19 protein-coding genes are annotated in these 18810 nt (G+C 56.9%); 9 read left to right on the plus strand and 10 right to left on the minus strand.

Going from position 1 to position 18810, the window contains the following annotated elements:
• Nucleotides 1-70: 70 nt before the first annotated feature.
• The 3 genes from rsmI to gshB all read left to right on the plus strand — a co-directional run bounded on the left by rsmI (nucleotide 71) and on the right by gshB (nucleotide 2302).
• On the plus strand, nucleotides 71-931 hold the full coding sequence (gene rsmI / locus GG681_RS13925; protein WP_153548628.1) for a 16S rRNA (cytidine(1402)-2'-O)-methyltransferase: 861 nt from the start codon (nucleotides 71-73) through the stop codon (nucleotides 929-931).
• Nucleotides 932-1306 carry a YraN family protein gene (locus tag GG681_RS13930; protein ID WP_153548629.1) on the plus strand — a complete coding sequence of 125 codons (375 nt, stop codon included), beginning with the start codon at nucleotides 932-934 and terminating at the stop codon, nucleotides 1304-1306.
• A gap of 63 nt (nucleotides 1307-1369) precedes the next feature.
• The gene (gshB, locus tag GG681_RS13935; RefSeq protein WP_153548630.1) at nucleotides 1370-2302 is read left to right on the plus strand and encodes a glutathione synthase; all 933 of its coding nucleotides are present in this window, start codon (nucleotides 1370-1372) and stop codon (nucleotides 2300-2302) included.
• On the opposite strand, the gene GG681_RS13940 is transcribed toward gshB, so the two are convergent.
• The 4 genes from GG681_RS13940 to cobU all read right to left on the minus strand — a co-directional run bounded on the left by GG681_RS13940 (nucleotide 2303) and on the right by cobU (nucleotide 5760).
• Nucleotides 2303-3811 carry a YifB family Mg chelatase-like AAA ATPase gene (locus tag GG681_RS13940; protein WP_153548631.1) on the minus strand — a complete coding sequence of 503 codons (1509 nt, stop codon included), beginning with the start codon at nucleotides 3809-3811 and terminating at the stop codon, nucleotides 2303-2305.
• A gap of 95 nt (nucleotides 3812-3906) precedes the next feature.
• Complete coding sequence (locus GG681_RS13945; RefSeq protein WP_153548632.1) at nucleotides 3907-4584, minus strand: glutathione S-transferase; 678 nt, start codon at nucleotides 4582-4584, stop codon at nucleotides 3907-3909.
• 79 nt (nucleotides 4585-4663) lie between these two features.
• Nucleotides 4664-5242, minus strand: a complete 579-nt coding sequence (locus tag GG681_RS13950) for a histidine phosphatase family protein (protein ID WP_153548633.1) — start codon at nucleotides 5240-5242, stop codon at nucleotides 4664-4666.
• Nucleotides 5239-5760, minus strand: a complete 522-nt coding sequence (gene cobU / locus GG681_RS13955) for a bifunctional adenosylcobinamide kinase/adenosylcobinamide-phosphate guanylyltransferase (RefSeq protein WP_153548634.1) — start codon at nucleotides 5758-5760, stop codon at nucleotides 5239-5241. The genes GG681_RS13950 and cobU overlap by 4 nt, the downstream gene beginning before the upstream one ends.
• Nucleotides 5761-6000: 240 nt before the next feature.
• Between cobU and GG681_RS13960 the strand changes: the two genes are divergently transcribed.
• The 5 genes from GG681_RS13960 to GG681_RS13980 all read left to right on the plus strand — a co-directional run bounded on the left by GG681_RS13960 (nucleotide 6001) and on the right by GG681_RS13980 (nucleotide 11888).
• Nucleotides 6001-6879: an RNA polymerase factor sigma-32 gene (locus GG681_RS13960; RefSeq protein ID WP_153548635.1), complete on the plus strand. Its 879-nt coding sequence runs from the start codon at nucleotides 6001-6003 to the stop codon at nucleotides 6877-6879.
• Between the two features lie 112 nt (nucleotides 6880-6991).
• The gene (gene coaBC, locus GG681_RS13965) at nucleotides 6992-8194 is read left to right on the plus strand and encodes a bifunctional phosphopantothenoylcysteine decarboxylase/phosphopantothenate--cysteine ligase CoaBC (protein ID WP_153548636.1); all 1203 of its coding nucleotides are present in this window, start codon (nucleotides 6992-6994) and stop codon (nucleotides 8192-8194) included.
• 9 nt (nucleotides 8195-8203) lie between these two features.
• Nucleotides 8204-8674 (plus strand): dUTP diphosphatase, encoded by a 471-nt coding sequence (gene dut, locus GG681_RS13970; protein WP_153548637.1) that lies wholly within the window; start codon nucleotides 8204-8206, stop codon nucleotides 8672-8674.
• Nucleotides 8674-9723, plus strand: coding sequence for a HesA/MoeB/ThiF family protein (locus GG681_RS13975; RefSeq protein WP_153548638.1), 1050 nt, complete (start codon nucleotides 8674-8676; stop codon nucleotides 9721-9723). Before dut ends, GG681_RS13975 begins: the two co-directional genes overlap by 1 nt.
• 152 nt (nucleotides 9724-9875) lie before the next feature.
• Entirely contained in the window at nucleotides 9876-11888 is a 2013-nt protein-coding gene (locus tag GG681_RS13980; protein WP_153548639.1) for a M3 family metallopeptidase, read from the plus strand.
• 78 nt (nucleotides 11889-11966) lie between these two features.
• Here GG681_RS13980 and GG681_RS13985 read toward each other — a convergent pair whose 3' ends face one another.
• Nucleotides 11967-12893, minus strand: a complete 927-nt coding sequence (locus tag GG681_RS13985; RefSeq protein ID WP_153548640.1) for a 2-hydroxyacid dehydrogenase — start codon at nucleotides 12891-12893, stop codon at nucleotides 11967-11969.
• Nucleotides 12890-13300, minus strand: a complete 411-nt coding sequence (locus GG681_RS13990; protein WP_153548641.1) for a VOC family protein — start codon at nucleotides 13298-13300, stop codon at nucleotides 12890-12892. Before GG681_RS13990 ends, GG681_RS13985 begins: the two co-directional genes overlap by 4 nt.
• A gap of 91 nt (nucleotides 13301-13391) precedes the next feature.
• On the opposite strand from GG681_RS13990, the gene GG681_RS13995 reads away from it, so the two are divergent.
• Nucleotides 13392-14234, plus strand: a complete 843-nt coding sequence (locus GG681_RS13995) for a LysR family transcriptional regulator (protein WP_328593392.1) — start codon at nucleotides 13392-13394, stop codon at nucleotides 14232-14234.
• Here the strand turns inward: GG681_RS13995 and rodA are convergent.
• Genes rodA through mreC form a run of 4 tightly spaced genes read right to left on the minus strand, consistent with a single transcriptional unit; the run spans nucleotide 14231 to nucleotide 18771 of the window.
• On the minus strand, nucleotides 14231-15370 hold the full coding sequence (gene rodA / locus GG681_RS14000; protein ID WP_153548642.1) for a rod shape-determining protein RodA: 1140 nt from the start codon (nucleotides 15368-15370) through the stop codon (nucleotides 14231-14233). The genes GG681_RS13995 and rodA overlap by 4 nt on opposite strands.
• Nucleotides 15367-17316: a penicillin-binding protein 2 gene (gene mrdA / locus GG681_RS14005; RefSeq protein WP_153548643.1), complete on the minus strand. Its 1950-nt coding sequence runs from the start codon at nucleotides 17314-17316 to the stop codon at nucleotides 15367-15369. The genes rodA and mrdA overlap by 4 nt, the downstream gene beginning before the upstream one ends.
• On the minus strand, nucleotides 17316-17852 hold the full coding sequence (locus GG681_RS14010; protein WP_153548644.1) for a rod shape-determining protein MreD: 537 nt from the start codon (nucleotides 17850-17852) through the stop codon (nucleotides 17316-17318). The genes mrdA and GG681_RS14010 overlap by 1 nt, the downstream gene beginning before the upstream one ends.
• The gene (gene mreC / locus GG681_RS14015; protein ID WP_328593393.1) at nucleotides 17842-18771 is read right to left on the minus strand and encodes a rod shape-determining protein MreC; all 930 of its coding nucleotides are present in this window, start codon (nucleotides 18769-18771) and stop codon (nucleotides 17842-17844) included. The genes GG681_RS14010 and mreC overlap by 11 nt, the downstream gene beginning before the upstream one ends.
• Between the last annotated feature and the right edge of the window lie 39 nt (nucleotides 18772-18810).

Below are 18810 nucleotides of genomic sequence, written 5' to 3' on the forward strand. Positions count from 1 at the left end.
TTCCTACGGCGCTCACCGCCGTGTGGGTTTCAGGGGCGAATAATAAACGACCATCAAGGCGGGTCCAGCGTTGAATCACCAGAACATCCGATTGCAGCCCGGGCTGTATTTTGTTGCAACACCTATTGGCACCGCGCGTGACATCACATTGCGCGCGCTCGATATCCTGGCTTCGGCCGATGTGATTGCGGCTGAAGATACCCGCAGCCTTCGCAAGCTATTGGAAATACACGGTGTTCCACTGGGCGATAGATCGGTTGTTGCCTATCACGACCACAGCGGCGCGGGCACGCGCAACCGTTTGATGGAGGCCATTTCACAGGGTCAGACGGTGGCCTATGCGTCCGAGGCGGGTATGCCGCTTATTGCCGATCCGGGTTATGATCTAAGCCGCGCGGCGGCTGAGGCTGGTCATCTGGTGACCTGCGCGCCGGGGGCATCTGCGGCGGTCACTGCGCTTACGCTGGCGGGTTTGCCGACGGATGCGTTCTTTTTTGCAGGGTTTTTGCCAAATGCAACGGGTGCAAGGCGCAAGCGTCTGGAGGCGCTGAAATCCGTGCCCGGTACCCTGGTGTTTTACGAATCCCCCAAACGGGTCGAGGCGAGCCTGCGGGATATGGCGGATGTCTTGGGCAATCGTCCTGCGGCCATGTGCCGTGAACTCACCAAGAAATTCGAAGAAGTGCGCAGGTTGCCGCTCTCGGACCTTGCAGCCTCTTTGGCTGAAAAACCGGTAAAAGGTGAGATTGTGCTGCTGGTGGATCGCCAACAGGAAGTTGAGGTGAGCGCGGCCGATCTGGAAAGCGATCTGCGTGCAGCCCTTCGGGACAATTCAGTAAAGGATGCGGCGGATCTGGTGTCGAAAACCCATGATCTGCCGCGTCGCAAGGTCTATCAACTGGCGCTGCAACTGGCCAAGGAAGACGGGTAAATGGCCAAACGCGCTTCAGATAAAGGGGCGCGTGCCTATCGGGCGGGGCGCGCGGCCGAGGAAGCTGTTGCGCAGCGCTACCGCGATCAAGGATTTGAAATCATTGCTCAGCGTTGGCGCGGAGCCGGGGGCGAGATTGATTTGATTGTTTGCCGCGATGATCAAATCGTGTTTGTCGAAGTCAAACAAAGCCGCACCCATGCCGAGGCTGCACAACATCTGAATGGCGCGCAACAGGGGCGGATTTACCGCGCAGCCGAGGCATTTCTAGCCAGGTATGATGGGAACAAAGAGGTGCTGATGCGCTTTGATGTGGCCCTGGTGGATCAATTTGGTGTGATCGACGTTCTGGAAAATGCCTTTGGAATGGGGTGACCCCATTGAACAACGCCCAAGCCTGCGCCATTTAGGTTTGCAACACGACAGAGGGCCAATGCCATGAAAATCGCCTTTCAGATGGATCCTATCCTTGGGGTCGATATCAACGCCGACAGCAGCTTCCGCCTGGCGGAAGAAGCACAAAACCGCGGCCATGAGCTGTTTTATTATACGCCCGATCATCTGGCGTTTCAGGAAGGGCGCATTACTGCACGCGGCCATTTTATGACCGTTCAGCGCGTGGCTGAGGCCCCTGCGGTCCTGGGCGAAGAGGTTGAGGTCGATCTTGCTGATTTTGACGTGGTCTGGCTGCGCCAGGACCCGCCGTTTGATATGCATTATATCACATCGACCCATCTGCTGGATCGCCTCAAAGGCAAGGCGCTGGTGGTGAATGACCCGTTCTGGGTGCGCAACTACCCGGAAAAACTGCTGGTGCTGGATTTCCCAGAACTGACACCGCCGACGACCATCGCGCGTGATCTGGAAACGATTAAAGCTTTCAAAGAGAAGCATGGCGACATCATTTTGAAGCCGCTTTATGGCAATGGTGGCGCGGGTGTGTTCCGTCTTGATGCCAATGATCGCAACCTGACTTCGCTGCACGAGTTGTTCACAGGCTTTAGCCGTGAACCGCTGATCGTACAGAAATTCCTGCCGGATGTTTCAAACGGCGACAAGCGCGTGATCCTTGTGGATGGTGAACCGGTTGGCGCGATCAATCGTGTGCCCGCAGCGGGGGAAACCCGCTCCAACATGCATGTTGGCGGACGGCCCGAGAAAATCGGCCTCACCGAACGTGACCGCGAGATCTGTGCCGCGATTGGGCCTTTGTTGCGTGAAAAAGGCCAGGTCTTTGTGGGGATCGATGTGATTGGTGACTACCTCACTGAGATCAACGTGACCTCCCCAACCGGTATTCAAGAGCTTGAGCGCTTTGACGGGGTGAATATCGCTGAAAAAGTCTGGCAGGCGATTGAGGCTAAGCTTTGATTAAGAACTTGGGTTGAGGCGATAACTTATCGCCTCAGCTACATGTTTTGCGCTGACATCTGGCACGCTTTCAAGGTCAGCTATGGTACGCGCCACGCGCAACACCCGATGATAGCCGCGCGCAGACAGTCCAAACCGTTCTGCCGCGCGCCGCAACAGATCACGCCCCGCATCGCAGGGGCGTGCTACCTCTTCCAGCACTCCCCCTTCGGCATCAGCGTTAAGCATCACACCTTTGATGCCTTTGTATCGCGCGGCTTGAATTTCGCGGGCGGAAGCGACGCGGATGGCCACGTCTTCTGAGCCTTCTTGCGTTGGTGGCAGATCCAGATCGCTAAACGCCACCGGGGGCACATCAATGCGAAGGTCAAATCGATCCATCAAGGGCGCCGAGATGCGGCCCAGATAGGCCTCAGTGCATTTGGGCGCTTTGCTGCAAACGCCCCCTGTCTGGGTGAGATCGCCACAATTGCACGGGTTTGCCGCGGCCAGCAACATGAATTTACACGGGTATTTCACGTGGGCATTGGCCCGGGCCACCATGACTTCGCCGGTTTCTAGCGGCTGACGCAAGGTTTCAAGAACCGAGCGGTTAAACTCCGGCAGCTCATCCAGAAACAACACGCCATTGTGGGCGATGCTGATTTCGCCCGGCTGTGCCCGTCGACCACCGCCCACAATTGCGGGCATCGATGCCGTATGATGTGGTTCACGAAAGGGGCGGCTTCGGTTAATGCCACCCTCATCGAGCAGCCCGCACAGCGACTGGATCATTGATGTTTCCAATGCTTCGGCCGGGGTAAGCGAGGGCAGCAACGAGGGCATCCGCGCCGCAAGCATGGATTTTCCTGAACCGGGTGGTCCAATCATCAACATATGGTGGCGTCCTGCGGCGGCGATTTCGAGCGCGCGTTTTGCGCGTTCCTGCCCTTTTACGTCGCGCAGATTTTTCAGGTTCTGCTCTTTTTTGACCTCGCCCGCTTCGGCGGCGGCCAATGGCATCTGGCCGGTAAAGTGGCGCACCACATCCAGCAGGGAATTTGCACCAATGACATGTGCTGCCTCCACCCAGGCGGCTTCTGCGCTGGAGGCTTTGGGGCACAGAAGCATTTTGTTTTCCGTGACCGATGTTATGGCCGCAGGCAACGCGCCGACGACAGGCATCAACTGACCATCGAGGGAGAGCTCGCCCAGAGAAATAACCTCTGATGCGGCTTCTGGTGGGATGATCTCTATCGCCGCAAGCAAGGCCATCGCAATCGGCAGGTCAAAATGGCTGCCTTCTTTGGGTAGGTCTGCAGGCGACAGGTTGATGGTGATACGGCGGGGCGGCAGTGCGATCGACATATTGGCAAAAGCTGCGCGCACTCGTTCGCGTGCTTCGCTTACGGCTTTGTCCGGTAAGCCTACCAGCTGAAATGCCGGCAGGCCGGGGGCCACGGCGCATTGGACTTCTACCAGCTTGGCATCAACCCCCTGAAAGGCGACGGTATAGTTGCGTGCAATCATTTCCTGCCTCCCTTGGTGGGAGACAAGCTTGGCATTCATGGTTACCGAAGTCTTAACGTGTCGTCAGCGGTGCGTTAAATCACAGCATCGTGCAGTCAAACGGGCCAGTCTGAGTGTGGCAGATCCAGATCATAGGGCATTGGATCATAGCTGATTTTCAGCGCCTCTTCACGCCACGCCAGCATTTCAGGCTCGGCTATCAGCGCTTCGCAATAGGCGCGATCTTCATCTGATACCGGCAGCCCGTAGCCGATGATACGCGCGGCGACAGGTGCAAAGAATACATCCGCTGCAGAATATGCACCAAACAGCCAGGGAGTTTGCGTCTTGCTCAGCTTGCGTGCGTGGGCCCAGAGCTGTGCCAAACGGTCAAGATCCTTTTGAACCGCATCTGAGACTTCAAATCCCTGCCACACATGGCGCAATTGCATAGAACATTCGCCACGCAGCGCTGCAAAGCCGCTGGCCATCTCAGAACATAGCCACCGGGCGGTTGCACGCTGCGCGAGATCTTCTGGCCAAATCCCTGCCTGCGGGTTTTCTTCAGCCAGGGTCTCCGCAATGGCGAGGGTTTCACCAACCACCGTGCCATGAGACGTGCGCAGGGTGGGTACAAAACGCGCCGGTGCCAAAGGCGCAAGATCTGCTGCCATCGTGCCTGAATACAACCCGGTCATATGAACCTTGTGTGGAATGTTAAATTTCTGCAGCAACAGCCAGCCACGTAGGGACCAGCTTGAAAACAAACGGTCACCAATATAAAGATCATACATGAAACGCTCCTCGCACTATTTTGCGAAGGCTAGCACGGTTCTCTCATATCAAGTAAATTAATATAAGTGCGCTGATTGATCACAAAATTTGATTGATTGTGCCAAGCTGCCACTGCCCGCTTTTGAGCGCGATCTCGGTGATCGAGAGATTGTCGATTTTATGCGACAGTGTTTCTACAGCAGTAAAACGACCTGCGCGCTGTACCTGCGTTAGGATTTGGCCAAAATGGCCAACCACCACCAAATTCTGCCCAGCATAAGCCTGAGCCAGATCATCAAAGGCATGATCAACACGTGCGCGCAGCGTATTCCAGCTTTCGCCATTGGGTGAGCTGACATCGCCTGGTGTTTCCCAGAACGCGCGCAAATGATCAGGGCATTCCTGCTCAAGTTCCGCCCAGGTGCGCAATTCCCAATCCCCAAAATGCAATTCGCGCAGGCGGAGGTCGTGTTCAACCCGTTGGCGCGTGCCCTGAATGGCCGATGCGGTTTCTATAGCTCGGATAAGATCCGAACTGACCACGATCGCGTCCTTCGGGAGGTAAGCCTCTATGCGTGCAAGCGCCGCGCGGTCGCTCAGATCTGCAGGCAGGTCAGACCAGCCCACCATGGATTTTGCATGGGTAGGCCCGTGGCGCATCAGGAAAAACCGGGTCATCTATCGGCCTCTTTTAATGTGAGCGGGAGGCCCGCGCTAACCAGGGTGACGCGGTCGGCGATTTCAGCAAGAGCAATATTAAGCCGCCCTTGTGCTTCGCGAAATCGTCGGGCCAGGGCGTTTTCCGGCACGATCCCCATGCCGGTTTCATTGCTGACAATCACCAGGTCTGCGGCGCAATCAGCAATCTGTCTCAGCAGATCCGCCTGTTTTTCTGCAAGATCATGTTCGGCCAGCAGGTGATTTGTTAGCCACATTGTTGCGCAGTCCATCAGGCAAACATGATCGGCGCTCAGCGCGTTCAGAGCGCTTTCAGCTGTCCATGCTTCCTCGATGGTTGTCCACCCGGGGCCGCGCTGGACAATATGGCGATCTACCTTACTCCTCATCTCCTCATCGAAGATTTGTGAAGTCGCCCAGTAAACTCTTTCTTTTCCAGCGTTTATGCAGATTTTTTCCGCATATGCAGATTTGCCAGAGGCTGCGCCGCCAAGAATGAGTGTGACAGAACCGGACAATTTTATTACCCTGATCATGATGAGGATGATCCTGTGGGTATCCGCTAGGCCCGTCAAAGACAAGCCCGCCCGCGCAGCTCAACATCTGCCGTTTTGGCAATATCGCGCGGGTCCCTCATCGGCAGCCACAAGACCCTCGCCGATAGGTGGCTCGAAAGATAGTGAGCCAGGTACCGGGCCCAGACTGATCCAGATCTCCCCACAGGGCGTATTCGTTTAAACGGATTTTGGGGGGAAGACATGGCACTTGATGATGCACATTCCAACCCGTTGCCCAAAAAGGCAATGCGTGCGGAACTGTTAGACGCAGAAACCGAACTGCAACTCGCCTATGCTTGGCGAGACAAACGCGATGAGGCTGCGCTGCACCGTTTGATCACTGCTTATATGCGGCTCGCGATTTCTATGGCGGCAAAATTCAAACGCTACGGCGCACCGATGAATGACCTGGTACAAGAAGCGGGTCTTGGCCTGATGAAAGCCGCTGACAAGTTTGATCCCGATCGCGGCGTGCGGTTTTCCACCTATGCGGTCTGGTGGATTAAAGCCTCGATCCAGGAATATGTGATGCGCAACTGGTCGATGGTGCGCACAGGGTCTACCTCGTCGCAGAAATCACTGTTTTTCAATTTGCGCCGTATTCAGGCACAGATTGAACGGGAAGCGATGTCGGATGGGATCAAGCTGGATCGCCACCAGCTCCACCAGCGGATTGCAACGGAAATTGGTGTGCCGTTGCGCGATGTTCAGATGATGGATGGCCGCCTGTCAGGTGCAGATTTTTCGCTCAATGCGGTGCAGTCGGCCGATGAAGATGGGCGCGAATGGATAGATGCGCTGGAAGATGAAAGCGCCCAGGCCGAAGAGCTTGTGCAAGAAAGCCATGATCGGCGCCAATTGCGCAAATGGCTGGCCAAGGCGATGACATCTTTGAATGAGCGTGAACAGCTGATCATCCGGGCGCGAAAACTGAATGAGCCGCCACGTACATTGGAATCCCTTGGCCGTGAATTGAAACTGTCCAAGGAGCGTGTGCGTCAGCTGGAAGCGGGCGCATTTGTCAAAATGCGCAAGAACTTGGAGAAGCAATCGCGCGAGGTGGTCAAGCTTTTGGCATGAGCCTCCCCCTATACGCGCACAGGAAAAGCGGCATGGAGGGCTTAAAACCAGTTTCGTCCCCCTGCGCAGGTCGCTAGACTGAGCTCTGGTGCGCAGTCAAAGGGCAGGATGCATGCTGGCGGATAAGACAATTCTTCTGATCATTGGTGGCGGAATAGCGGCCTATAAAGCGCTGGAGCTGATCCGCCGTCTGCAGGATCAGGGTGCAAAGGTAACCCCGGTTCTGACCCGCGCGGGAGAAGAGTTTGTGACACCACTGTCTGTTTCTGCGCTTGCAGGGCAGGCGGTGCATCGCGATTTGTTTGACCTGACCGCTGAGGCTGAGATGGGGCACATCCAGCTGTCGCGCAGCGCTGATTTGGTGGTTGTTGCGCCCGCAACTGCGGATCTCATGGCAAAAATGGCCAATGGGATTGCAAATGATCTGGCTTCGACGCTGCTTTTGGCGACGGATACGCCGGTTCTGATCGCGCCTGCGATGAATGTGCGCATGTGGGAGCACCCGGCCACCCAGCGAAATCTAAAGACATTGCGCGACGATGGCGTTCAGGTTGTCGGCCCGGACGAAGGAAATATGGCCTGTGGTGAATTTGGCCCCGGGCGATTGACTGAGCCAGAGGCAATTCTGGCGGCAATCCAATCCAAGCTGAGCGATGGCCCGCTGCGGGGGAAACGTGTGGTGATCACCTCTGGTCCGACCCACGAACCTATTGATCCGGTGCGCTATATTGCCAACCGCTCGTCTGGGGCGCAGGGTACAGCGATGGCCCGTGCTCTGCGCGATTTGGGGGCGGATGTGGTGTTTATCACGGGCCCGGCGACGGTGCGCCCGCCTGAGGGCGTGGAGGTGGTGCCAGTTGAAAGCGCGCTTGAAATGGAGTCTGCAGTTCAGGCAGCTTTGCCCGCAGATGTTGCTATTTTTGCTGCTGCCGTTGCTGATTGGCGTGTTTCCAGCGCATCTGATCGCAAATTGAAAAAGTCCAAAGATGGGCTGCCGAGCCTGACATTTGCCGAAAACCCCGATATTTTACGCTCTGTTGCGCAGATGAAGACGGGGCGGCCTCCGCTTGTAGTTGGCTTTGCCGCTGAAACCAATGATGTGGTGGACAATGCTACCGCGAAACGTCTGCGCAAGGGCTGCGATTGGATTGTGGCCAATGATGTGTCGCCTGAAACTGGCATTATGGGCGGCCAAGAAAACGCAATCGTTTTGATTTCCGAACACGGGGCTGAGCCCTGGCCACGTCTGGCAAAAGATGAGGTGGCTGAACGTCTCGCCACCCGCATTGCTGAGACAGTAAATTCGAACAGCTGAAAGATAACCATGACACTTGCAACGCCCGTCCCAGTCTCTGTGATCTATGATGAAGGGGCTGATCGCTCAGTTCCGCTGCCCGCATATGAAACCCAGGGTGCTGCCGGTGCGGACCTGCGCGCAAATCTACCGGATCGCGGTGTGCTGACGCTTGAGCCGGGGGAGCGTAAATTGGTGGCAACCGGCCTGCGTCTTGAAATTCCCGCAGGGTATGAAATTCAGATCCGGCCCCGTTCGGGCCTTGCGCTGAAACATGGGATCACCCTGCCCAATACGCCGGGTACAATTGATAGCGATTACCGCGGGCCACTTGGCGTGATCTTGATGAATGCAGGACAGGAAATGTTCACCGTGAATCATGGGGATCGGATCGCACAGATGGTTCTGGCCCCGGTGGTGCAGGCACAGTTTGAACTGGCAGAGACGCTAAGTGATACAGAACGTGGTGCGGGGGGCTTTGGCTCCACCGGGCGCGGCTGATGCTGTCGATATTTGTTCTGGCCGCGCTGATCTGGTGGGGTGGTGGTTTTATGGGCTTTGGCGCAAATCTGCGCCGGGTCCTGCTGCTGATCCTCTATGGCGCGGTTTTGACAATCCTGCTGACCCTTCCGCCTGAGGTGCCACTGCGTGCAAATCTTGGTGGCTCGATTGTGCCCTGGCTGCTTTTGGGTGGTGCGGCTGTTTTGATTTATCTCTACGCCTATGGGGTGCGCAGGCTCAAGGAACAAGCAAAGGGCAAAACCATGAGCCAGACGCCGGAACAAAAAGGCGCCTTCTCCGCAACTGAGCTGAACCGATACGCGCGCCATATCGTGCTGCGTGAAATTGGTGGTGCCGGACAGAAAAAGATCAAAGCGGCCAAAGTACTGGTCATTGGTGCCGGCGGGTTAGGGGCGCCAGCGCTGCAATATCTGGCGGCTGCAGGTGTGGGCACCATTGGGGTGATTGATGATGACGACGTGGAGAACGCAAACCTCCAGCGTCAGGTGATCCACACAGACGCGGGTATCGGCACGCCCAAGGTGTTCTCGGCTCAGGCCGCGATGGAGGCGCAAAATCCTTTTATCACCGTTAAGCCTTATCACCGCCGCCTCGACCAAGACATCGCAACCGAGCTTTTTGCCGAATACGATCTGATCCTTGATGGCACTGACAATTTTGATACCCGCTATCTGGTCAATCGCGTGGCGGTTGATTTAAAAAAACCGCTGATCTCTGGCGCGCTTACCCAATGGGAAGGGCAGATTGCGTTGTTTGATCCCGCAAATGGCGGCCCTTGCTATCAATGTGTTTTCCCACAAGCACCTGCCGCAGGGCTAGCACCCGCTTGTGCTGAGGCCGGGGTTATCGGACCGCTTCCAGGAGTGGTCGGCGCGATGATGGCGGTGGAAGCGCTGAAACACATTACCGGTGCAGGTGAAACCCTGCGTGGTGCGATGCTGATTTATGATGCGCTTTATGCAGAGACCCGCCGCATCACGCTGAAAGCGCGTGCGGATTGTCCCATCTGCGCAGGTCGCGGCGGGTGACGCCGCGCGATAGCACGGCCCGGCCCAACGGGGGAGGATGCGCCATTTGGCGCATCTGACACGGGCGGGAGCGCTTGTTTCTTTTGTATTCTTGCTAATCCATTGCACCTGAAAAACCATGCGGATAGCCTTGCACCAAAGGAGATCCATCCATGACAAACCCGCTTTTGGCCAATTGGTCCACGCCCTTTGGCATTGCGCCTTTTGCAGATATTTCAGACGATGATTTTGCCCCCGCTCTGGAGCAGGCGCTTGCCGCGCATACGGCCCAAATCGAGGCCATTGCCAGCACGTCTGACGCCCCCACATTTGCCAATGTGATTGAGGCGCTGGAAACACCCTGTACACCGCTGGAACAGGTGCTTTCGGTGTTTTTCTCGGTGGCGGGCGCGGACAGCAATCCTGCGCGCGAAGCTTTGCAGCGGGAGTTTTCACCAAAACTTGCGGCACATTTTTCCGCGATCACAGCCAATAAGGCGCTCTATGCACGACTGAAAACGCTTTGGGATCAGCGTGACAGCTTGGGCCTGAACGATGAGCAGGCGCGGGTCTTGATGCTCACGTATCGTGGGTTTGTACGTGGCGGTGCAGCGCTTGAAGGTGCTGAGGATATTCGCATGCAGGAGATCAAATCCCGGCTCGCGACCCTTGGCACTCAGTTCACCCAGAACCTTCTGGCGGATGAACGTGACTGGTTCATGGAGCTTTCTGAGGATGATCTCAAAGGCTTGCCGGAATTTGCGATCGCAGCCGCGCGCGCAGCGGGTGAAGAAAAAGGTGCAGATGGGCCGGTTGTGACGCTTGCGCGTTCTATCATCACGCCGTTTTTGCAATTCTCCCCACGCCGGGATCTGCGCCAGACGGCCTTTGCGGCCTGGGCTGCGCGGGGTGCAAATGGCGGTGACACGGATAACCGTGCGATTGCGGCTGAGGTTCTGGCCCTACGCGAAGAACGCGCCAAGCTTTTGGGCTATGAAAACTTTGCGGCCTATAAGCTTGAAACTGAGATGGCTGAGACCCCCGAAGCGGTGCGCGGTTTGCTGATGGATGTCTGGGCACCGGCCAAGGCGCAGGCGGATGCGGATGCAGCTATATTGACAGAGATGCTGAACAAAGACGGCATCAACGGCGCGCTTGAGGCCTGGGACTGGCGCTATTATTCGGAAAAACGCCGCGCGGTTGAACATGATCTCGATGAGGCAGAACTGAAGCCCTACCTGCAGCTTGATCGCATGATTGAGGCGTCGTTTGATTGTGCCAATCGCCTGTTTGGTCTTGAATTTGCACCGCTTGATGTGCCGCTGTATCACCCAGACTGCCGCGCTTGGGAAGTAACCCGTGATGGCGCGCATGTGGCGGTGTTCATTGGCGACTATTTTGCCCGTGGCTCCAAACGGTCAGGGGCCTGGTGTTCTGCGATGCGCAGCCAGGCAAAATTCCCTGAGGTGCAAAGCCCGATTGTGATCAATGTCTGTAACTTTGCCAAAGGGGATCCCGCACTGCTGAGCTGGGATGATGCGCGCACCTTGTTCCATGAATTTGGCCATGCGTTGCATCAGATGCTGTCGGATGTGACCTACGAAAGCATTTCAGGCACCTCGGTTGCGCGTGACTTTGTAGAGCTGCCAAGCCAGCTTTATGAACATTGGCTCGAAGTGCCGGAAGTGTTGCAGCAATTTGCGACCCACGCAGAGACTGGCGCGGCCATGCCCGAAGACCTGCTACAGCGGGTTTTGGGGGCTGCGACCTATGATATGGGGTTCCAGACGGTTGAATATGTGGCCTCTGCGCTGGTGGATCTTGCTTTCCATGATGGTGATGCGCCAAGTGATCCAATGGCGAAACAGGGTGAAGTCCTTGCAGAAATTGGCATGCCTTCCGCGATCATTATGCGCCACGCGACGCCCCATTTTGCCCATGTGTTTGCAGGTGATGGCTATAGCTCGGGCTATTACAGCTACATGTGGTCAGAAGTGATGGATGCTGATGCTTTTGCGGCCTTCGAAGAGGCAGGCAGCGCATTTGATCCGGACCGCGCCAAAGCGTTGGAAACGTATATTCTTTCCACAGGTGGCTCGGTTGATCCAAAGGCGCTTTATACCAAGTTCCGCGGTCGCCTTCCGGGGGTTGAAGCGCTGCTGAAAGGGCGCGGCCTAGCCGGGTGAGCGCATTTACCTGCGGTAAATACGCAGCCTCCGGCGGGAGTATTTTTGAAAAGATGAAGTGGGGGCGTAAGCCCCCTTTCAATATCCGGTCTGCCGATCAACAAGATGTAGGAAATCTTCACCTGCTTCGCCGCGTTGGATGTTTTCAGCAATCACATCAGAGGCGGTGAACGGTCGGGTTTCCGCCGCGATGTGAGGGGTCACAGTCACATGGGGATGGGTCCAATAAGGATGGCCCAGTGGCAGGGGTTCAACCCGAAACACATCAAGCGTGGCATGCGCGACCTGGCCACTGTCGAGTGCATCAAGCAGCGCCTGATCGTCGATCAAAGGGCCGCGTCCCGGATTAAGAACCCGTGCGCCTTTGGGCAAATAAGCAAGCGTTTGCGCGTTGAGAATGTTTTCGGTTGCTTTAGTGTCGGGCAGGAGCAGTACAACAATCTCAGCGTTTTCCAGCGCGGATTTCAGCCCTTCTGTGCCGTGGTAACAGGTAACGTTTTCGACGCTGCGCTTGGTGCGTGACCAGCCGCTGACAGGGAAGCCCAGATGAGACAGCGCTTGGGCACAGGCGCGCCCAAGCTCACCCAGGCCCAGGACCGTGACAGGGCGCTGTGACGCCAGTGGCGGCACATGGGGATCCCATCGGTTTTGAGCGCCAAGGCAACGGTCAATATCCAGATGATACCGCAGGCTGTGGCCGCAAACCCATTCCACCATAGCCGTGGTCAAACCGGGATCGACCATTCGACACAGCGGCATTGTCAGCGTGTCGTTACCAATGATCCGTTCAACCCCGGCCCAGAGGTTCAGCACCGCTTTTGTGGCGCTATAGGGCGCAAAATCTTGAAGATCGGAGCCCGGTGCATAGATGATATAGTCAACCTCAGCAGGGCTGTGGCCTTGGCGCAGATCCACCTCTAGTCCGCGTGCGGCAAAGGCCTGTTTGAGCGGGGTTTCATATTGGCCCCAGCGGTTGTCTCCGGCTGCGAATTCAACTTTGATCATGTGGCAAATACTCCACCCATATCGCGAAAGCCTTTGATTTCAATTGGGTTGCCTGCGGGATCATGGAAAAACATCGTGCTTTGCTCTCCCGGCTCGCCTGCAAACCGTGTGGTTGGTTTGATTGTGAAATCCACCTTAAGTTCTGTCAAACGGGTTGCGAGTTTTTGCCAGTCTTCTTGCGGCAGGATTACACCAAGATGGGGCATTGGGACCATATGTTCGCCAACTTTGCCGGTGTCGGCAGTTTGAAAAACCGGCCCCAGATGCAGCGAGATCTGATGGCCAAAGAAGTTGAAATCCACCCATGTATCCGTGCTGCGGCCTTCTTTGCACTTCAGCACGTCGCGGTAAAACGCGCGCGCTTTTTCAAGATTGTCCACATGATAGGCGAGGTGAAAGATAGTCATGATGGGCTCCGATCTCGGGTGTGGCTTGAGGCTAGATTACGTTCAAAGAAAAGGATAGCTTGTTTTTATTCGTTTAAACCGAAGGAAAACTGTGGATACGCGCTTTGTCTCTAGTCTGCTTGCGGTGATTGAAGAGGGGTCTCTCGCAGCGGCCGCGCGGCGGGAGGGCATTACCGCCTCAGCTGTTGCGCAACGGATTTCGGCGTTGGAGCAGGATGTGGGTATTGCGTTGTTGTGCCGCGCGGGGCGGGCAATGCAGCCAACGGCCGAATGCCGAGCCCTATTGCCGCGCCTGCATGATATAGTGCGCAGCGAGACCGATTTGCGCCGGGCGCTGCGAGGGGCAGCTTTGACCGGGCGATTCCGTCTTGGAGCGGTCTCAACTGCGATGGGAGATTATGCCGGACATCTGCTGCGGTATATGCGCAGCGTTGCAGCTGATGTGGCAGTAGAGCTGGTTCCGGGGACATCAGAGGGGCTTTATGATGCGATGGAGCAGAACCGCCTGGATGCCGCCCTATTGGTTGAACCGCCGTTTGATCTGCCGAAATCCTTTGTCTTTTATCAACTGGCCCAGCAGGAAATCGGCTTGCTTCAGCCGGACGCGCGACAACGTCAGCTGGCGCGCGCATTGCCCTTTCTGGTCTATAGCCGCACATCATGGGGTGGGGCGCGCTGCTGGGATGTGCTGCAGCACGAGGTCGAGACCCCAGTTGTTCTGGCAGAGATGGACGCGTTGGAATTGACCGCGCAGATGGTGGAAGAGGGCAGCGGTCAGGCGGTTTTGCCCCGTTGGAATGGGCTTGCGCGATTTAAGGCCACACAGTTCACGCCGTTTCCCGGCGCGTTTCGCAGTCTTGGGGTTTTGCTGCATCAGCGCGACCGTGAGAGCGCGCTGACAAAAATCGTGATGAACGGTCTGCGCGGTGTTTAGCGCGGACGGTGGATGTTGGCGCTTTGCACAAGGCCAAAGGCAGCAAGCAGTACCAGCATGGCAGACCCCCCATAGGAGACCATCGGCAGCGGCACCCCAACCACGGGCGCTAGCCCCATCACCATCGACATGTTCACTGCAAAAAACAGGAAAAACGTCAGCGCCACCCCCATGGTGACAAGGGAGGAGAACCGATCTTTGGTGGCGATTGCAGCTGAGATTGAGAACACGATGATCAGCATATAAATCACCAGCAGGGTCAGGCCGCCGATAAAGCCGAATTCCTCGGCCAAAGTGGTGAAAATGAAGTCAGTGTGTTTTTCCGGCAGGAAGTTTAGGCGGGACTGGGTGCCTTGCATGAACCCACGCCCGGACCAGCCGCCCGAGCCCAGTGCAATTTTGGACTGGGTGATGTGATAGCCCGCGCCCAGCGGATCCTGTGACGGATCAAGGAATGTGTCGATGCGGCGGAACTGATAGTCTTTGATCAGCTGCCATTCAGTGCCGCGGCTTTGGAAGACTGCAGTTACAAGCCCGATTGCTGCGGAAAACACCGCGGCAAAATACGCCCAGTGGACGCCAGCCAAAAACATCACGCCTCCGCCCGAGGCCATAAGCAGGATCGATGTCCCAAGATCAGGTTGTTTGAGCACCAGCGCGGTCGGCGCCAGGATAATGAAAACAGGCATCAAGACCCAAAACGGGCGTGATGTGCGCTCTGGTGGCAGCCAGTCGTAATAAGCTGCCAAAAGCATCACCAGCGTGATTTTCATCAGCTCAGACGGCTGTAAGCGCATGAAACCGATGTCGATCCAGCGCTGCGCGCCCATGCCCACGGTGCCAAAAAATTCAACCGCCAGCAGCAGTGCAAAGGCTCCGAGGTAGGCCAGGACCGACACATTGCGCCAGAACCAGATCGGAATGAGCGCCACAAAGAGCATTACCCCCATGCCCAGCAGAAATCGTTTGAACTGAGGCTCGACCCAGGGGGAAAAACTGCCGCCCGCCACGGAATAAAGCATCAGAAAACCAACACTGGCGACCGTTGCCATCAACAGGATTAGGGGCCAGTTGAAATACAGCAGCTTGTGCAGTCCGGTGGGGGTGCTTTTGGCATGATAGGCAAGATAGCTCATGCGCGGTCGTTCCCTGATTGTCGTGCTTGCAGGATTTCGCGTTCAAGCCGCTCCTGTTGTGCCTGAATGCGGGACCGGTCTCCTTTGGGGTATGCATCTAGCGGGGGCATGCCGCCATAAAGGGCCTGCAGCATAACATCTCGGGCAATTGGAGCTGCGGCTTTAGAGCCGCCGCCGCCATGTTCCACAATGACAGACACCGCATATTTGGGTTTGTCATAGGGGGCAAAACAGACAAAGAGCGCATGGTCGCGTCGCTCCCAGGGCAGGTCTTCGTTGCGGATAACCCCGGCCGCGCGTTCCGCGGCGGTGATGTTACGCACCTGACTGGTACCGGTTTTTCCAGCCATGCGCATGCCATCGGCAATGATGCGGCTGCGATAAGCGGTGCCACGGCGTTCATTGCAGACGGAATACATGCCTTTGCGCACAACGCGCAGGTTGTTTTCGTTGAACCCAAGCGATTCACCGGCGCCGGAGGGCATTTCGACCCCATCAATAGATTTCAGCAGCCGAGGTGTGACCGCGCGCCCGGTGGCGAGTCTGGCGGACATCACCGCAAGCTGCAAGGGCGAGGCCAGCATATAGCCCTGACCGATCGACGCGTTCACTGTGTCACCGATGAGCCAGTCTTTTTGATGTACGCGTTCTTTCCAGGCCTTGTTGGGGGCAAGCCCGGTTGCAACGGCAGACATCGGAAGATCATGGCGAACCCCAATTCCAAACCGCCGTGCCATGTCGGAAATCTTGTCGATCCCGACCTTCAGCGCCAGATCGTAATAGTAGATATCACAGGAGCCCTTGAGCGAATCATTGAGGTTCACATGCCCGTGGCCTGCGCGCTTCCAGCAGTGGAACCTGCGCCCGGCGACTTGCAGGTGGCCGGGGCACCAGACCGTGTCTTCGGTCCCGGTCAGCCCCGCTTCAAGGGCGGCCATCGCCACCACCATCTTGAAGGTAGAGCCAGGTGGGTAGACACCCTGCACGGATTTATTTGCAAGCGGACGGAAGTTGTCTTCTGTCAACGCACGATAGTCGCCAACGGAAATTCCCCGCACAAACAGGTTGGGATCGAAACTAGGCGATGAGCTGATCGCGCGCAGATCACCGTTTTCACAGTCGATGACTACGGCGGATGCGCTTTCGCGGCCGAGACGCGCCTGCACGTAGCTTTGCAGCTCTCCATCGACCGTGAGCTGCATATCACCGCCCGCTTCACCTTCGCGACGTTCAAGCTCGCGCATGATCCGACCTGCGGCGTTTACCTCAACCTGTTTGGTCCCCGCTGAGCCGCGCAGCTCGCGCTCAAGCTTGGCTTCAAAGCCAACTTTGCCGATCTGAAACCGTGGTTCTTTCAGGATGGGTTCCGGGTCTTCGATTTGGCTCAGATCGTAATCAGAGACGGGGCCAACATAGCCGACCACATGGGCAAAGCTTGAATTCAACGGGTAGCTGCGCAACAGGCCGATTTCAGTGGAAATGCCGGGCAGGGCGGGCGCGTTGACGGCGACTTTGGATATGTCTTCCCAGCTGATCTGATCAGCCAAGGTGATTGGGCGAAACGGAGCATTGCGGTTGCGCCGCATTTCCGTGCGGGCGCGCTCCAGGTCATCTGGATCCAGCTCGATCACCTTGCCAAGGTCGGCAATGACCTTTTCAACTTCCCCTGCGTCCTCGGGCACGATATTGATCCGGTAGGACGGGGTGTTGCGGGCAAGGGCCAGACCGTTGCGATCATAGATCTGCCCCCGCGAGGGTGGGATCAGCTGGAATTTGATCCTGTTTTCCTCAGCCAGCAGGCGGAACTGATCGGCTTCGTCTACCTGAAGATAGCGCATGCGCATGGCCAGCCCGCCGGCAAACGCCAGCTGGGTACCGCCAAGCAACAACGCGCGGCGGGAGAACTTGCGGTGTACGTCTTCATCTTCTTTTGGGTTGCGTTTCATCAGCGCGCCCCCAGTGCATCTGCTTCGACGGGTGTCAGTTTTCGCACGCCCAGCACGCTCTGGCTCAGGCCAACGAGGAGCGGATAGGCGATGATATTCATGACCATCTGTATAAGGGACAGTGTCAGCGACGGCTGTGCAACCCCGGTCATGCTCAAAATACTGCGATAGAGCGCGGTTGTGGCGGCAAAGATCAGCGCCGCTTCAAGCCATTCGGCAGCAAAGGCCATATCCCGGTGGGACGCGACCCGGGCTTTTAGGAATTCACAGGCGATGATCACCAAAAGCGCCTGCAGGCCTGGCGGTCTTTGCAGGAGCAGATCGCTGAGCAAAAGCACCGCAGCGAGCAGCGGCGCAGGTACATAATCAGGGCGACGCAGCGACCAGACCACCGCCAAGACCATGATAACATCAGGCGGTGCCCATTTGCGTGTGGTGGTTTCCAGCGGTAAAAGCTGGAAGAACAACACGATCAGAGCAATCGCCGCAAATGCAGCTCGCATGATCCAGATTTTGGCGCGATATTCACTGATCATCGCTGCTCTCGGACAGGTGTTCAAAGCTTTCGGGGCGCGCGCGCGGTATGGTGGCATCAGGATCCGGCACTACAAGCGCGCCGGGGTCGCGGATCACCTCAGTTCCGTGATGACGCAATACCCGCAAAAATTCGAGCCGTTCATAATCTGCTGACAGGCGCACCCGCAGCCGCCCAGACGGATCTTCCACCACTTGCCCGATCAAAAGCCCCGCCGGAAAGACGCTGCCGTCGCCCGATGTGGTGACACGGTCACCGGGGCGCACAAGGTCGGGATTTTCCAGAAACTTCAATATGGGGGCTGCGCTGTTGTCACCTGTTACCAATGTGGTCTGGCCCGAAGGTTGAATGGTTGCGGGCACGGCCATCGCAGTATCGGTGAGCAGAATGACCCGCGCAGTATTGCGCCCGGTGCCGGAAATACGGCCAACCAGGCCAATCCCATCCATAGTGGCCCAGCCGTCTTGGATGCCATCGCGCGCACCCACATTCAGCAGCACGGATTGACGAAACGGAGAGCCGCTGTCGGCCATAACAACGCCGGTGATATAGGTCAGGCGCGGATCAAGGCGGACATTATTAAGATCGAGCAGCCGCGCATTTTCCTGTTCAAGCTGCAATGCGGCCTCTTTCCAGGCGCGCATCTGACGCAGCTCAGAGCGCAACTCGCGGTTTTGTTCCGACAGACGCTGGTAGCTTTGAAAGTCGCGCAGCAGATTGATCGCACCGGTGACGGGCGCCATTGCCCAGCTCATATTGGGGACAAAACGGTCCACCACCTGCGCGCGAAAGCGTTCGACCCGTGGGTTATCAATGCGCCAGATCAAAAAGGTCGCTGCAAGGCACAAACACAATATCCCGATCAGCAGACGGCGCAGCGGGGTTGCATAATCTTCACGCTGAGACCGGTCTTTGGACACCGTGTTCCTTTCGGCATGAGGGCCTGATCAGGCCGTCAC

The organism is Tritonibacter aquimaris (assembly GCF_009617595.1).
Taxonomy (GTDB): Bacteria; Pseudomonadota; Alphaproteobacteria; order Rhodobacterales; family Rhodobacteraceae; genus Epibacterium; species Epibacterium aquimaris.